Source organism: Micromonospora sp. NPDC048868 (genome assembly GCF_043198195.1).
GTDB classification, from domain to species: Bacteria; Actinomycetota; Actinomycetes; order Mycobacteriales; family Micromonosporaceae; genus Micromonospora; species Micromonospora reichwaldensis.
The window spans coordinates 403,986-418,679 of sequence record NZ_JBICUN010000002.1 but is presented as its reverse complement, the minus strand read 5'-3'; the positions used below and the strand labels follow the sequence as shown (position 1 = coordinate 418,679).

Sequence of the window (14,694 nt, the reverse complement as noted above, 5' to 3'; positions counted from 1 at the left end):
TGGCGGAACTTATCCGGTTCAGTCAACGACTCTCGATGTCGGGAGCGTTCCCATCTGGCGCGGAGGATGACATGAGACGGTCCTTGACGCACTGGGCCACGGCGGCCGCCGTCGGCGCGGTCAGCCTGGTCATGGTCGCGGCGTGCAGTGGCAACAGCGGAGGTGGCGGCGACTCCCAGGCGGGCGGCCAGGTCACCCTGAAAATCAACTTCTGGGGCGACTTCGGGCTCGACGAGCTCAAGACGAAGTACGAGGACGCGAACCCGAACGTCAAGATCAGCCTGAACACCGGCGAGTACAACGCCCAGCACGAGGACCTCCAGAAGAAGCTCGTCGCCGGCTCCGGCGCGCCGGACATCGCCGCCGTCGACGAGGGCTTCGTCGTCCAGTTCCGCGGCCAGGCCGACAAGTTCGTCAACCTGCTCGACAAGGGCGCCGGCACGTACGAGCAGAAGTACCTGCCGTGGAAGTGGAAGCAGACCCTGACGCCCGACGGGAAGACCCAGATCGGCCTCGGCACCGACGTGGGCGGCCTGGCCATGTGCTACCGCACCGACCTGTTCAAGGCCGCCGGCCTGCCCACCGGGCGCGACCAGGTCTCCGCGCTCTGGCCCACCTGGGACAGGTTCATCGAGGTCGGCCAGCAGTACACGGCCCGCAGTGGCAAGAAGTTCATCGACGCCGGCACCAACATCTTCAACCCCGTCCTCGGGCAGCAGCCGGTCGGCTTCTACGACGAGAGCGAGGCGCTCAAGATGGACGGCGGCCCGAAGGTCGCCTTCGACGTGGCGGCCCGGACCATCGCCGCGGACCTCTCGGCCAACCTCACCGCGTTCTCCCCCGAGTGGAACAGCGGCTTCGTCAAGGGCAACTTCGCCGTGCTCGCCTGCCCGGCCTGGATGCAGGGGCACATCAAGAACACCGCCCCCGGCACCAGCGGCAAGTGGGACGTGGCCGCGATCCCCGGCGGGGGCGGCAACTGGGGTGGCTCGTTCCTGACCATCCCCAAGCAGGGCAGGAACGTCGACGAGGCGTACAAGTTCGTCGAGTGGCTGATCCAGCCCGAGCAGCAGATCGAGATCTTCAAGAAGGTCGGCAACCTGCCGTCCCAGCCGGCGCTCTACCAGGACCCGGCGATCAGGGACTTCACCAACCCCTTCTTCAACAACGCCCCGGTCGGCCAGATCTTCTCCAAGACGGCGGAGAGCCTGACCCCGCAGTACCTCGGCAAGCGCAACGGCCCGACCCGGGTGGCGGTGGAGAACGTGCTGAACCGGCTGGCCACCGGAAACCTGAAGGGCAAGCCCGACCAGGCGTGGACCGAGGCGGTCAAGGAAGCCGAGAAGGCCGCCAGGTCCTGACCGCCCGCCGGTCGGGGCGGGGTTCGTGCCGCGCCCCGACCGGCCCTCCCTTCGGTGCCTGGAGGTGCCCCGATGTCCACCACCCGCGCCGCCCCCACGGCGCCCCGGCCCGGCCAGAAGCCCGGCGCGACGGCCGAACGCCGGGGCCGCCGACCAGAGCCGGGCGGCTGGCGTACCCGGTTGTACCGCTTCGACGTGCGCTACGTGCCGTACCTGCTGATCGCCCCGTTCTTCCTGCTCTTCGCCGTCTTCGGGCTCTTCCCGATCGTCTTCAACGGCGTCGTCGCCCTGCGCCACTGGCGGCTCGACGACCCGATGCTCACCGGCTGGGCCGGGCTGGAGAACTTCCGCCGCCTCTTCACCGACGACGACTTCTTCAACGCGCTCGCCAACACCTTCGGCATCTTCCTGCTCTCCACGGTGCCGCAGCTGCTGCTGGCGCTGATCGTCGCGTCGCTGCTCAACCGGAAGCTGCGGGCCCAGACCTGGTTCCGGGTCGGGGTGCTGCTGCCGTACATCACCCCGGTGACGGCCTCCACGCTGATCTTCTCCGTGGTCTTCGCCCGGGACACCGGCATCGCCAACTGGGCGCTGTCGCTGCTCGGCATCGGCGAGACCGAGCCGATCGACTGGCGGTCCGCGAAGTGGTCCTCGTGGATCGCCATCGCCACCATGGTCAACTGGAAGTGGATCGGCTACAACGCGCTGCTCTACCTGGCCGCCATGCAGTCCATCCCGCGCGACGTCTACGAGGCCGCCGCCGTCGACGGGGCCGGGCCGTGGCGCCAGCTGTGGCGGATCACCGTGCCGATGATCCGGCCCGTGGTCATCTTCACCGTCGTGCTCTCCACCATCGGCGGCCTGCAACTGTTCACCGAGCCGATGCTCTTCGACGCCAATCCGGCCCTGGGCCTCGGCGGCGACGACGGGCAGTGGCAGACCGTCGCGCAGCTCATCTACAAGGTCGGGTGGCGGGACCTCAACCTCGGCTACGCCGCCGCCATGTCCTGGGCCCTCTTCCTGGTCATCCTGATCGTCGCGGCGATCAACGCCATCATCACCAACCGCCTGGGAGGTGGGAAGAAATGAGCGCCTCGACTTCCCGGCGGGGGGCGCTGACGGGTCGGGCGCCGCAGCACATGCCCGGCAGCGTCTGGACCTACCTGTTCCTGAGCGTCGTGATCGCGTTCTCGGCGTTTCCGCTCTACTGGATGTTCGTCATCGCCACGAACACCGACGAGGCGCTGGCGCAGATCCCGCCGCAGGTGCTGCCCGGCGGTCAGCTCGTCACGAACCTGCGGGAGGTCTTCTCCATGCAGGACGTGTTCTTCCTCCAGTCGCTCGGCAACAGCGTGATCGTGTCGTCGGTGGTGACGGCGTCGGTGCTCTTCTTCTGCGCGCTGGCCGGCTTCGCCTTCGCCAAGCTGCGGTTCAAGGGGCGCAACGCGCTGATGGTCATGGTCGTCCTGACCATGACGGTGCCGAACCAGCTCGGCGTCGTCGCCCTCTACATCCTGATGGGCCGGATGCCCGGCGAGGGCGGTTGGAACGGCACCCTCCTCGCGGTGATCGTGCCCGGCCTGGTCACTGCGTTCGGCGTCTTCTACATGCGGCAGTTCATCCTCGACGCGGTCCCCGACGAGCTGGTCGAGGCCGCGCGGATGGACGGCGCGAGCACCATGCGGATCTTCTGGAGCGTGGTGGTGCCGGCGGTCCGGCCCGCCATGGCGGTGCTCGGCCTGCTGACCTTCGTCGCCACCTGGAACGAGTTCCAGTGGCCGCTGATCACCCTCGGCGGCACCGACTACCCGACCTCGATGGTCGCGCTCTCCGACCTCGCGAGCGGCAACTACGTGCTGTACCGGCGGGTGCTGGCCGGCGCCCTGGTCGCCACCCTCCCGCTGCTGGTGATGCTCTTCATCGGTGGCCGTCAGATCGTCCGCGGAATCATGGAAGGTGCGGTGAAGTCGTGACCCGGCAAGCGTTGCACGAGGGCTGGACCCTGCGGGCGGTGGAGGGGCCGCAGGTGCCGGCAGGGATCGCGGGCCGCGCGGTGCCGGCCACCGTTCCCGGCTGCGTGCACACCGACCTGCTGGCCGCCGGCCTGATCCCCGACCCGTACCTGGACGACAACGAGAAGCAGCTCGCCTGGATCGGCCGCACCGACTGGGTCTACGAGACCACCTTCACCCATCGGCCGGGCGGCGACGAGCGGGTCGACCTCGTCTGCGCCGGCCTCGACACCGTCGCCACGCTCACCCTCAACGGCACCGAGGTCGGCCGCGCCGAGAACATGCACCGCGGCCACCGCTTCGACGTCCGGTCGCGGTTGGTCGCCGGGTCCAACACCCTGGTCGTACGCTTCGACTCCGCCTACGGCTACGCCGAGGCGCAGCGGGACCGGCTCGGGGACCGGCCGAACGCCTACCCGGAGCCCTTCCCGTTCATCCGCAAGATGGCCTGCAACTTCGGCTGGGACTGGGGGCCGACCCTGGTCACCGCCGGCATCTGGCAGGAGATCGGGCTGCACGCCTGGTCCACGGCGCGGCTGGCCGTCGTACGTCCCCTGGTGACCGTCGAGGCCGGCCACGGCCGGGTGGAGCTGCACGTCGAGGTCGAGCGGGCCGGGGACGCGCCGCTCACCGTGCGGGCGACCGTCGCCGGCGCGGCGGCCGAGGCGACGATCCCGGCGGGGGAGCGCACGGCCGTGCTGACCCTCACCGTCCGCGACCCGGCGCTCTGGTGGCCCAGGGGGTACGGCGACCAGCCGCTGCACCCGCTGGACGTGACCCTGCACGACGCCGACGACCACCCGCTCGACACCTGGTCGCGGCGGATCGGCTTCCGCTCCGTACGCCTCGACACCACCCCCGACGCGCACGGCACCCCGTTCGCCCTGCACGTAAACGACACCCCGGTCTTCGTCCGGGGGGTCAACTGGATCCCCGACGACGCCTTCCCCACCCGGATCACCCGGGACCGGCTGGCGCACCGGTTCCGGCAGGCCGCCGACGCGAACGTCAACCTGCTGCGCGTCTGGGGCGGCGGCCGGTACGAGTCGGACGACTTCTACGACCTCGCCGACGAGCTGGGCCTGCTCGTGCAGCAGGACTTTCTCTTCGCCTGCGCCGCCTACCCGGAGGAGGAGCCGCTGCGCGCCGAGGTGGCCGCCGAGGCCACCGAGCAGGTGCTCCGGCTCGCCCCGCACCCGTCGCTGGTGCTCTGGACCGGCAACAACGAGAACATCTGGGGCTGGCACGACTGGGACTGGCAGGAGCCCCTCGCGGGGCGCACCTGGGGACGCGGCTACTACCTGGAACTGCTGCCCCGGATCGTGGCCGAGCTGGACCCGACGCGGCCGTACTGGCCCGGCAGCCCGTGGTCCGGCCGCGAGGAGATCCACCCCAACGACCCGGCGCACGGCACCACGCACATCTGGGACGTCTGGAACACCGACGACTACACGAAGTACCGCGAGTACGTGCCGCGCTTCGTCGCCGAGTTCGGCTACCAGGCCCCACCCGCGTACGCGACGCTGCGCCGGGCACTCTCGGACGAGCCCCTCGCACCCGACTCGCCCGGGATGGCGCACCACCAGAAGGCCATCGACGGCGACGCCAAGCTCCGGCGCGGGCTCGACGCGCACCTGCCGGCCCCGGCGGACTTCGACGACTGGCACTGGCTGACCCAGCTCAACCAGGCGCGCGCGATCCAGCTCGCCGTCGAGCACTTCCGCTCCCACCGGGACGTCTGCGCGGGCACGATCGTCTGGCAGCTCAACGACTGCTGGCCGGTGACCTCCTGGTCGGCCGTCGACGGCGACGGCCGCCGCAAGCCCCTGTGGTACGCGCTGCGCCGGGCGTACGCCGACCGGCTGCTGACCGTCCAGCCCCGCGAGGGCGGCCTGGCCCTGGTCGGGGTCAACGACGGGGCGACCCCGTGGCGGGCGACGGCATCGGTGACCCGGCTGACCCTGGCCGGCGAGCCACGGGCGAAGTCCACGCTGGAGCTGGACGTCCCCGCGTACGCCAGGCTGGAGCTGGCGCTGCCGGCGGAGCTGGCGCGGCCGGAGGAGGCCCGGCGTGAGCTGCTGGTGGCCGAGGCGGGCGGGACGGCGGAGCGGGCGCTGTGGTTCTTCGCCGAGGACCGCGACGCCGACTGGCCGGCGGCCCGGTACGACGCGGCGGTCGAGCCGGTCGACGGCGGCCAGCGGGTCCGGGTCACCGCCCGCACGGTCCTGCGGGACCTGACGCTCTTCCCGGACCGCCTCGACCCGGCGGCCGAGGCCGACGGGGCGCTTGTCACCCTCCTGCCGGGTGAGTCGGCCACGTTCACGGTGCGCGCGGACGCCCCGCTGGACCCGGCGGCCCTGACCACCCGCCCCGTCCTACGCTGCGTCAACGACCTCGCCGGCTGACCCGGCGCCGGTGCGCACGACGGAGATCTTGGCAAGATCCGGCCACCGGAGGGGCCGTTCCGTACCAAGATCTCCGTCGTGCGCACCCCCGGGGGCAGGCGGCCCGGTGTCTGGGGAGCGCTGATCGACTATCCGCTGGTCCACGTGGTCGCCTCCCTGGTGACAGCGGCGGCGCTGGCGGCGCTGGCGGCGGTGCCCGCAGCGGTAGCCGCCCTTGCCGACCCTCGTCGCCCCGGATGGGGCGGGCACGGTCGACGTTGCGAGTTGAAGATTTGTGCAAGTGCTAAAGTCGGCAATCGGATGTGGCGTCGCGTGACGGAGGCTGACGTGTCGGTACCGCTCTACCAGGCGAAGGCGGAGCTGTTCCGCACCCTCGGCCACCCGGTGCGGATCCGGGTGCTGGAGCTGCTCCAGGACGGGCCGAAGCCGGTCCGCGACCTGCTGGCGGCGATCGACGTGGAGGCGTCCAACCTGTCCCAGCAGCTCGCGGTGCTGCGCCGGGCCGGCATGGTCACCTCCAGCCGCGACGGCGCCCTCGTCGTCTACGCCCTCAGCACCCCGGACGTGGCGGACCTGCTGGCCGCCGGTCGCCGCATCCTCGGCGCCGTCCTCACCGACCGCGACGCGCTGTTGGACCAGCTTCGGGCCGACGGGCGGGACCGGTGAGCACACTGTCGGTGCGTGACCGGTTCGTCGGGCTGCTGCCACCACGCGCCGACTGGCTGGCGGTGCGCCGCGCGCCCCGGCGCGACCTGCTCGCCGGGCTGACCGTGGCCGTGGTGGCGCTGCCGCTGGCCCTGGCCTTCGGCGTCACCTCCGGGCTCGGGGCCCAGGCCGGGCTGGTCACGGCGGTGGTGGCCGGCGCCGTCGCCGCCGTCTTCGGCGGCTCCCACCTCCAGGTCTCCGGGCCGACCGGGGCGATGACCGTGGTGCTGGTGCCGGTGGTCCAGCAGTTCGGCCCCACCGGGGTGCTGATGGTCGGGGTACTGGCCGGGCTGGTGCTGATCGCACTGGCCCTCGCCCGCCTCGGCCGGTACGTCCACTACCTGCCCGTCCCCGTGATCGAGGGGTTCACCGCCGGTATCGCGGTGGTCATCGCCCTGCAACAGGTGCCAGCCGCGCTCGGGGTCACCGATGCGCACGGCGACCGCGTCTGGGCCGTCGCCGCCGACGCGGTCGTCCGGTTCGTCGCGGATCCACGGCCGGTCCCTGTCGCGGTGGCCCTCGGCGTGGCGGCGATGATGCTGCTCGGTGCCCGATGGCGTCCCGGCTTGCCGTTCTCCCTGCTCGGGGTGGCCGCCGCGACCGTACTGGCCGAGACCGCTCCGGTCGACCTGGTCCGCATCGGCACCCTGCCCTCCGGCCTGCCCGCGCCCTCGCTGGGCTTTCTCGACCTCGACGCCGTCGGGGTCCTGCTGCCCTCCGCCCTCGCGGTCGCGGCGCTGGCCGCGTTGGAGAGTTTGCTCTCCGCCACCGTGGCCGACCAGATGACCGTGGGCCAGCGCCACGACCCCGATCGCGAACTCTTCGGCCAGGGGCTGGCCAATCTCGCCGCCCCCGTGTTCGGCGGGATCCCGGCCACCGCCGCCATCGCCCGTACGGCGGTGAACGTGCGCGCCGGCGCGAGTTCGAAGTTGGCCTCGCTCACCCACGCCGTCGCCCTCGCCGGGATCGTGCTGGCCGCCGCGCCCCTGGTGGGCCGGATCCCGCTCGCCGCGCTGGCCGGTGTCCTACTGGCCACCACGGTCCGGATGGTCGAGGCCGGGGTCCTGTGGGCGCTGGCCCGTGCCACCCGGGGCGACGCCCTCGTGCTGGTGCTCACCTTCGCGGTCACGGTGGCGCTGGACCTGGTCACCGCCGTGGCGGTCGGGGTGGGTGTGGCGATCGTGATCGCGCTGCGCGCGGTGGCCCGTACGGCCCGCGTGGAACAGGTTCCCCTCGACCCCGGCGAGCACAGCGCCGAGGAACAGGCCCTGCTCGCCGACCACATCGTGGCCTACCGGCTGGACGGCCCGCTCTTCTTCGCCGCCGCGCACAACTTCCTGCTCCAACTCTCCGACGTGGCCGACGTCCGCGTGGTCATCCTGCGGATGTCGCGCGTGAGCACCCTCGACGCGACCGGCGCGCAGGTGCTCGGCGACGCCATCCTCCGGCTCCAGGAACGCGGCATCACCGTCCTGCTCTCCGGCATCGTCCCCGGCCACGACCAGGTGTTGGCCACTCTCGGCGTGGCCGACCAGCTGCGCCGCGACGGCCTGGTCTTCCCCGACACCCCGGCCGCGATCCGGTACGCCCGCACCGTCGTGCTGCCCGGCAGGGAAGGCCTGGCCGGCGACGACGCTCAGGAGGCGGCCAGGGCTGGGTGAGCAGCGTCGGCACGCTCCGGCTGAGGAGGAAAGTGCGAGCGGAGGCGACGAGTTCGGGGTGGTGACCGGCGGCCCGTGCCCGCCGCTACCAGACGATCACGTCGAAGGTGAGCGTCTTCCCTGGTTCGTAGCGCTTGACGGTCAACCACGCCCAACGTTTCTCTGTTGTCCGCACACAGAAGGACTGGTCTGTCCGGAGTTGTTCGCTGAGGATGTCGTTCTGCCGGGTGACGGACGTCTCGCAGGCGCTTTCGGACGGCGTCCCGTCGACCACGACGACGTCGCCAGGGGTCCGCACCGGTGGGGACCCGCGGTTCAGATACACGTCCAGGCCCTGGCCGAGCGAATAACCGTACTGGACTTTCCAGTTCGTGACCGTGGAGTCGAGGTCGAGGGAGTAGCTCATCGAGAGGGTGACCCCCTTTTCGGTGCGACTCGGAGGCTTCACGCCGTCGGAGGTCGGGCTCGCGGTGGTGCTCGGATCGGGGGCCTCGGTCGGGTCGGTGGGACGGCCGGTCGGTGTCGCCGGGGAGGTCGGCGCTGAGGTGGGGGACGTCGGGACAGCGCTGGTCGGTCGGTCGTCGGGGGTGGGGGTCGCCGCGACCGTCGTGGGTTTACCCGTGCTCCGGCCCACGATGCGGTCGGTGGCCGCGCCGGTCACCGCCGACAGGACCACCAGGATCAGCACCACCACGGTGGCGAGTACGGGGCGGCGCTGCATCCAGAGCCACCCCAGCGCCCAGCAGGCCGCGGCGAGGCCGGCGAGCCCGACCGCCACCACGGCCCAGGCGCCGGCGCTGGTCAGCCACTGCATGACGCCCGCCACCGCGCCCACCACGCCGGCAGCCGTCGACACCAGCACGACCCGTCTGTCCGAAGGTGGTGGACTCGGCTGGTTCACCGCGCCGCTCCGGGTCGCTCACCGGTGCCGGGGCAAAGATCGGGGGACATGGCTCCATTCGACGCCGCACTCCTCAGTGGAGCCAGGGAGTGTTGCCCATCCGACAGTCCTGCTCGGGGCGCGGTCACGGGATGGACAAACATCCTTGCTGCGTCTCATTGCATCGACAGTCAACAATGACGAGGTATCGACGTCTCTCTCGGGAGGTATTACATGAGTCGTTTTCGTCGCATACTGCTCACGATGGCGCTCGTCGTCACTGCGGCGCTGCTGGTACCGGCCACACCAGCCAGTGCCGCTGGCCAACCGGTGAAGATCTGTTTCCAGGTTGGTGAGTTCGGCGGTCGGCCGATCTTCGACTGTCATGAGATCGTGCTGCCGGAGTTCGAACCGAGACCGATCGGGCCGATCGAGTGTCTGAGTTGCCCGCCGGTCTACGAGTTGTGGGACCGGATCGACCCGGAGAAGCGATTCGAATATCTGCACCTGCTGGGTCGAGGCATGTCGCTGCTGGGGGAGGCGGCGCAGGCCGCGGACCCGGTCAAGGCGGAGCGCCTGCGGGAGTTGGCGACGGAGAGCTTCTGGTCGTCGGCGAAACTGCTGGAGGGTTCAGAGGTCAAGCTCCGCCAGCTCGGCTGGGCGGACCTGAAGAACGAGAAGTTCCACGGCGACCCGGATCCGCAGCCGTCGCTGGTGGCGAGCGGGGAGAACCTGGTTGGCGGGCTCGAACTGATGCAGAAGGCGCTCGGTGATCCGCAGCCAGAGCCCAACATCGCGGCGGCGATGGCCCGCTTCGACCAGGCGTACAAGGACCTCGGAACGCTGTTCGCCGGCTGAGCCTTCGGTTGCCACGGGTGCGACGTTCCCAGGTGCGTCGCACCCGGTGCACGACACCGTTGTCCTTCTGACGGCGTGGACGACTCACCGCCGGCTGGTGGCGCGGCGCGGCCCGGACGTCACCCGCCTGATGTCACCAACGACCCAGCTCGAAAGCGTCCGCACGACCCTTCGCCCCCGGCGAAGGGCCGTACGGCGTCACCGTCCCGGGAGCACGGACACCCGCTCACGAAGACGGCCCGCCGCGGCGGCTACTCCGGGACGCGGCGGTAGGCGCCGTCGCTGGCCGAGGTGGCCATCGAGGCGTACGCGCGCAGCGCCGCGGACACCGGCCGCTGCCGGTCGACCGGCGTGTACGGCCTGTCGCGCTTCTCCTGCGCGATGCGCCGGGCCTCCAGCACGTCCGGGGCCACGTTCAACGCGATCGAACGGCCCGGGATGTCGATGACGATCTCGTCGCCGGACTCGACGAGGGCGATCAGCCCGCCGGAGGCCGCCTCCGGGGAGACGTGCCCGATGGAGAGCCCGGAGGTGCCGCCGGAGAAGCGGCCGTCGGTGAGCAGCGCGCAGGAGCGGCCCAGCCCCCGGCCCTTGAGGAACGAGGTGGGGTAGAGCATCTCCTGCATGCCGGGGCCACCCTTCGGGCCCTCGTAGCGGATCACCACCACGTCGCCGGCGACGATCCGCTTGTTGAGGATCGCCTCGACGGCGTCGTCCTGGGACTCGTAGACCTTGGCCGGGCCGCGGAAGGTCAGGCACTCCTCGGGCACCCCGGCGGTCTTCACCACGCAGCCGTCCGGCGCCAGGTTGCCGTGCAGGATCGCCAGCCCGCCGTCGGCGCTGTAGGCGTGCGCGAGGTCCCGCACGCAGCCCTCGGCGGCGTCGGTGTCCAGCGACGACCAGCGGTTGGTGGTGGAGAACGGCTCGACGGTGCGCACCCCGCCCGGGGCGGCGTGGAACAGCTCGACCGCCTCCGGCGTCGGCGAACCGCCCCGGACGTCCCAGTCGGCCAGCCAGCGCTCCAGGTTGGGGGAGTGCACCGCGTGCACGTCCCGGTGCAGCAGGCCGGCCCGGTCCAGTTCGCCGAGGATGGCCGGGATGCCGCCGGCCCGGTGCACGTCCTCCATGTGGTAGTTCGGGGAGTTCGGGGCGACCTTGGCCAGGCAGGGCACCCGGCGGGAGACGGCGTCGATGTCGGCGACGCCGAAGTCCAGCTCGGCCTCGCGGGCGGCGGCGAGCAGGTGCAGGATCGTGTTGGTCGAGCCGCCCATCGCCACGTCGAGCGCGACGGCGTTCTCGAACGCGGCCCGGCTGGCCACCGCGCGGGGCAGCACGGAGGCGTCGTCGCCGTCGTACCACCGCTTGGCGATCTCCACGGCGGTGCGGCCGGCCTCGACGAAGAGCGACCGGCGCGCGGCGTGGGTCGCCAGCGTCGAGCCGTTGCCCGGCAGCGCCAGGCCGATCGCCTCGGTGAGGCAGTTCATCGAGTTGGCGGTGAACATGCCGGAGCAGGAGCCGCAGGTCGGGCAGGCCGACCGCTCGATCTCGCCGAGCTGGTCGTCGGTGACGGCCTCGTTGGAGGAGGCGATCATCGCGTCGATCAGGTCGATCTTGGAGTGCACGACACCCTCGATCGCCACGGTCTTGCCGGCCTCCATCGGCCCGCCGGAGACGAAGACGGCCGGGATGTTCAGCCGCAGGGCGGCCAGCAGCATGCCCGGGGTGATCTTGTCGCAGTTCGAGATGCAGACCAGGGCGTCGGCGCAGTGCGCGTTGACCATGTACTCCACCGCGTCGGCGATCAGCTCCCGGCTGGGCAGGGAGTAGAGCATGCCGCCGTGGCCCATGGCGATGCCGTCGTCCACGGCGATCGTGTTGAACTCGCGGCCCACCCCGCCGGCCTCCGCCACCGCCTCGGCGACCAGCCCACCCATGTCCTTGAGGTGCACGTGACCGGGTACGAACTGGGTGAAGCTGTTGGCGATGGCGACGATCGGCTTGCCGAAGTCGTCGTCGGTCATCCCGGTGGCCCGCCAGAGGGCCCGGGCGCCGGCCATCGTCCGACCGTGCGTGGAGGTCTTCGACCGCAGCTCAGGCATGCCCACAAGTGTTACACCGCCGCCGGGACGCCCGGCCGCCGTGCGCGACGTGTCCCAAAGGTTGCACACCCGGGCCCCCACGCCGCGCGCGCATCCGGCACAGTTGGGACGTGCAGTTCCCCCCGGGCATGGTCGCGGTCGCGGTGCTGTGCGGGCTGGTCGCCGCGGCGGCCGCCGCGCTGTCGGCCGTCGGCGCCCGGCGCAGCGCCGGGCCGCACCGGCAGGCGTACGCGCTGCTCGCCGCCGCGTCCGGGGTGGCGCTGGTCACCCTGCTGGTCGGGGCGGCCGTGGCGCTCGCCACCGCCGGGCACGCGGGGCACGCCCCGGACGGGCACACCGGCTGGGCCGGCGTCGTGGCGATCGGCACGGCGACCAGCGGGCTGCTCTTCTCCGCCGGGCTGCTCCAGCTGCCGGGCGTGGCCGCCACGGCGGCGGCCACCGTCCGGCTGGCGCTCGACGGCCTGGTGATGGCGACGGCGTTCTGGTTCGTCGGCTGGGTGGTCTTCTCCGAGCCCACCCGGCTGCTCGGCGACGCCACCCCGGTGGCCTGCGTGCCGATCCTGCTCGCCACGGTCAGCGCGGTCCTGACGGCCGGGCTCGCCCTGATCGTGGCCTTCCGTGCCCCGCCGCCGCGCGGTCGCGCCGCCTGGGTCGGCGCCGGGGCCACCGCCGTGACCTGCGGCGGGCTCGGCATCGCCACCGGTCTCTGCCAGGCCGGGCCGGGCATGGCGCTGGTCGGGGCGGGAGTGCTCGCCGCCGGCCTGGTCGCCGCCGCGTCGGCCGCCCGCCGCCCGGACGCGGCGGACCGGCCGCCCCCCGACCTGATCCGCCGCGACGGCGCGTACGCGTTCGTCCCGATGTTCGCCATGGCCGCCTCGGCGATGTACCACCTGCTCCAGGACGGCCGGTTCGACGCGCTCGGCATCGTCGCCGGCAGCGTGGAGGGCTTCGCCCTGGTGACCCGGCAGTACCTCACGCTGCACGACGTGCGCGGCTATGCCCGGCGGCTGGCCGAGCGGGAGGCGCACTTCCGCGAGCTGGCACACACCGACCAGCTCACCGGGCTGGCCAACCGGCGGGGGCTGTTGCAGGCGCTGCACCGGTGTGCCGAGGCCGGCGCCCCCTGCGTGCTGCTCGGGCTCGACCTCGACGGCTTCAAGCACGTCAACGACATGCGCGGCCACGACGTGGGCGACGCGGTGCTGGCCGAGGTCGGCGAGCGGCTGCGCGCCAACCTGCGCCCCGGCGACGTGGCGGCCCGGCTCGGCGGCGACGAGTTCGCGGTGCTGATGCACGGCCAGCCGGCCGACGCGGACCGGGTCGCCGAGCGCCTGCTCGGGGTGCTCGGGCGCGCCTACGAGCAGCCGGAGGGGCCGGTCTTCCTGTCGGTGAGCATCGGGGTGGCCGGCTGGACGGGCGAGCCCGACGTGGAGCTGCTGCTGCGCCACGCCGACCTGGCACTGCGCTACGCCAAGCAGCGCGGCAAGAACCGGATCGAGCGCTACGACGCCGCGTACGACCAGCTGCTGCGCCGGCGTACCACGCTGGAGCACGAGCTGCGCGGCGCGATCGAGCGCGACGAGCTGCGCCTGGTGTTCCAGCCGGTCGCCTCGCTGCCCTCGGTCCGCCCGGTCGGCGCGGAGGCGCTGCTGCGTTGGCGGCACCCGGTGCTGGGCAAGGTCGGCCCGGACGAGTTCATCCCGCTGGCCGAGGAGTGCGGGATGATCGCCAAGCTGGGCGCCTGGGTGCTGCACCAGGCGTGCCACCAGCTCTCCCGCTGGCTGGCCGACGGCCACGACGTCTGGGTCTCGGTCAACGTGTCCCCCCGCGAGCTGCACGCCCCGGAATACGTGGTCCAGGTCGCCGAGGCGCTGCGTGCCCACCGGGTGCCGCCGCAGCGGCTGGTGCTGGAGGTCACCGAGCACGCCGTCGCGACGGACCTGGACGAGCTGATCCGGCGGCTGACGGCGCTGCGGCTGACGGGTGTCCGGATCGCGCTGGACGACTTCGGCGCCGGATACTCCTCGCTCGGCCAGTTGCGCCGTCTGCCGATCGACATCCTCAAGATCGACCACGGGCTGGTCGCGGAGCACGAGCCGGTGCGTCCGGTGGGCCGGGACGGCCCGGCGTTCGCGCCGATGGTCGACATCGTCATGCGCCTCGGCCACCAGCTCGGCCTGGAGGTCATCGCCGAGGGGGTGACCACGCCGACGGAGCTGGCCGCCGTGGTCGCCGCCGGCTGCCGGTTCGGCCAGGGAGCGCTCTTCGGCTGGGGCGTGCCGGCCGAGCACCTGGAGGCGATGCTGGAGGCGGCCACGTCCCCGGGGGCCCGCCCGGCCCCGACGCCCGCCCCGGCCGGCCCGCCCGCGGCGCCGCCGCCCCGGCGGCTGCCGACGCTGCCCGCCCCGCGCTCCTCCGGGCCGGGGTCCGCGCAGGTGGAGCAGGGTTCCTAGCGCCCCGGACGGGTGAAAGCCGGCGGTCCGTGAACCAACATGTGGGATCAGTTGACTCATCGCGTGAGATGCGTCAGGCTTGCCGCATGTCGTCGTACCGGTCGCTGCGAGTACTTACCTGAGCGCACTCTCCATGTCGAGAGTGCGCTGGCCCCGTGCAACCTGCACGAGGGCTTTTTTGTTGCCGTCGGACCCATCGACGCCGGGCGTCGCCCGCGTCACCCGCTCGAACAGCCGCACCCACTCCAGCCGAAGGCCTG

10 protein-coding genes are annotated in these 14,694 nt (G+C 72.1%); 8 read left to right on the top strand and 2 right to left on the bottom strand.

From position 1 onward, the window contains the following. The first annotated feature begins 71 nt into the window (after window positions 1-71). The 6 genes from ACGFNF_RS04805 (at window position 72) to ACGFNF_RS04780 (ending at window position 8,144) form a co-directional block, all read left to right on the top strand. The gene (locus ACGFNF_RS04805) at window positions 72-1,361 is read left to right on the top strand and encodes an extracellular solute-binding protein (protein WP_393165776.1); all 1,290 of its coding nucleotides are present in this window, start codon (window positions 72-74) and stop codon (window positions 1,359-1,361) included. 72 nt (window positions 1,362-1,433) lie between these two features. Beyond that, window positions 1,434-2,450 (top strand): carbohydrate ABC transporter permease, encoded by a 1,017-nt coding sequence (locus ACGFNF_RS04800; protein ID WP_393165774.1) that lies wholly within the window; start codon window positions 1,434-1,436, stop codon window positions 2,448-2,450. Beyond that, window positions 2,447-3,334 (top strand): carbohydrate ABC transporter permease, encoded by an 888-nt coding sequence (locus ACGFNF_RS04795; RefSeq protein ID WP_393165772.1) that lies wholly within the window; start codon window positions 2,447-2,449, stop codon window positions 3,332-3,334. Before ACGFNF_RS04800 ends, ACGFNF_RS04795 begins: the two co-directional genes overlap by 4 nt. Continuing rightward, window positions 3,331-5,778, top strand: coding sequence for a glycoside hydrolase family 2 protein (locus ACGFNF_RS04790; protein WP_393165771.1), 2,448 nt, complete (start codon window positions 3,331-3,333; stop codon window positions 5,776-5,778). The genes ACGFNF_RS04795 and ACGFNF_RS04790 overlap by 4 nt, the downstream gene beginning before the upstream one ends. A 327-nt stretch (window positions 5,779-6,105) precedes the next feature. After that, window positions 6,106-6,444 (top strand): metalloregulator ArsR/SmtB family transcription factor, encoded by a 339-nt coding sequence (locus tag ACGFNF_RS04785; protein WP_311411009.1) that lies wholly within the window; start codon window positions 6,106-6,108, stop codon window positions 6,442-6,444. Next, window positions 6,441-8,144: a SulP family inorganic anion transporter gene (locus ACGFNF_RS04780; RefSeq protein ID WP_393165768.1), complete on the top strand. Its 1,704-nt coding sequence runs from the start codon at window positions 6,441-6,443 to the stop codon at window positions 8,142-8,144. The genes ACGFNF_RS04785 and ACGFNF_RS04780 overlap by 4 nt, the downstream gene beginning before the upstream one ends. Before the next feature lie 85 nt (window positions 8,145-8,229). On the opposite strand, the gene ACGFNF_RS04775 is transcribed toward ACGFNF_RS04780, so the two are convergent. Next, window positions 8,230-9,006 (bottom strand): hypothetical protein, encoded by a 777-nt coding sequence (locus ACGFNF_RS04775; protein ID WP_393165766.1) that lies wholly within the window; start codon window positions 9,004-9,006, stop codon window positions 8,230-8,232. 282 nt (window positions 9,007-9,288) lie between these two features. Here ACGFNF_RS04775 and ACGFNF_RS04770 point away from each other — a divergent pair, with 282 nt between their 5' ends. Next, a complete protein-coding gene (locus ACGFNF_RS04770) occupies window positions 9,289-9,882 on the top strand; it encodes a hypothetical protein (protein WP_393165764.1) in 594 nt (197 codons plus the stop codon). 251 nt (window positions 9,883-10,133) lie between these two features. On the opposite strand, the gene ilvD is transcribed toward ACGFNF_RS04770, so the two are convergent. Then, on the bottom strand, window positions 10,134-11,981 hold the full coding sequence (gene ilvD / locus ACGFNF_RS04765) for a dihydroxy-acid dehydratase (RefSeq protein WP_393165762.1): 1,848 nt from the start codon (window positions 11,979-11,981) through the stop codon (window positions 10,134-10,136). A gap of 128 nt (window positions 11,982-12,109) precedes the next feature. Between ilvD and ACGFNF_RS04760 the strand changes: the two genes are divergently transcribed. Continuing rightward, window positions 12,110-14,434, top strand: a complete 2,325-nt coding sequence (locus ACGFNF_RS04760; protein ID WP_393165875.1) for a putative bifunctional diguanylate cyclase/phosphodiesterase — start codon at window positions 12,110-12,112, stop codon at window positions 14,432-14,434. The last annotated feature ends 260 nt before the right edge of the window (window positions 14,435-14,694 follow it).

Bases quoted from the DNA above. Each gene is read 5' to 3' on its own strand.
- ACGFNF_RS04805 (WP_393165776.1), top strand. From the start codon at position 72: ATGAGACGGTCCTTGACGCACTGGGCCACGGCGGCCGCCGTCGGCGCG.
- ACGFNF_RS04800 (WP_393165774.1), top strand. From the start codon at position 1,434: ATGTCCACCACCCGCGCCGCCCCCACGGCGCCCCGGCCCGGCCAGAAG.
- ACGFNF_RS04795 (WP_393165772.1), top strand. From the start codon at position 2,447: ATGAGCGCCTCGACTTCCCGGCGGGGGGCGCTGACGGGTCGGGCGCCG.
- ACGFNF_RS04770 (WP_393165764.1), top strand. From the start codon at position 9,289: ATGGCGCTCGTCGTCACTGCGGCGCTGCTGGTACCGGCCACACCAGCC.
- ilvD (WP_393165762.1), bottom strand. From the start codon at position 11,981: ATGCCTGAGCTGCGGTCGAAGACCTCCACGCACGGTCGGACGATGGCC.
- ACGFNF_RS04760 (WP_393165875.1), top strand. From the start codon at position 12,110: ATGGTCGCGGTCGCGGTGCTGTGCGGGCTGGTCGCCGCGGCGGCCGCC.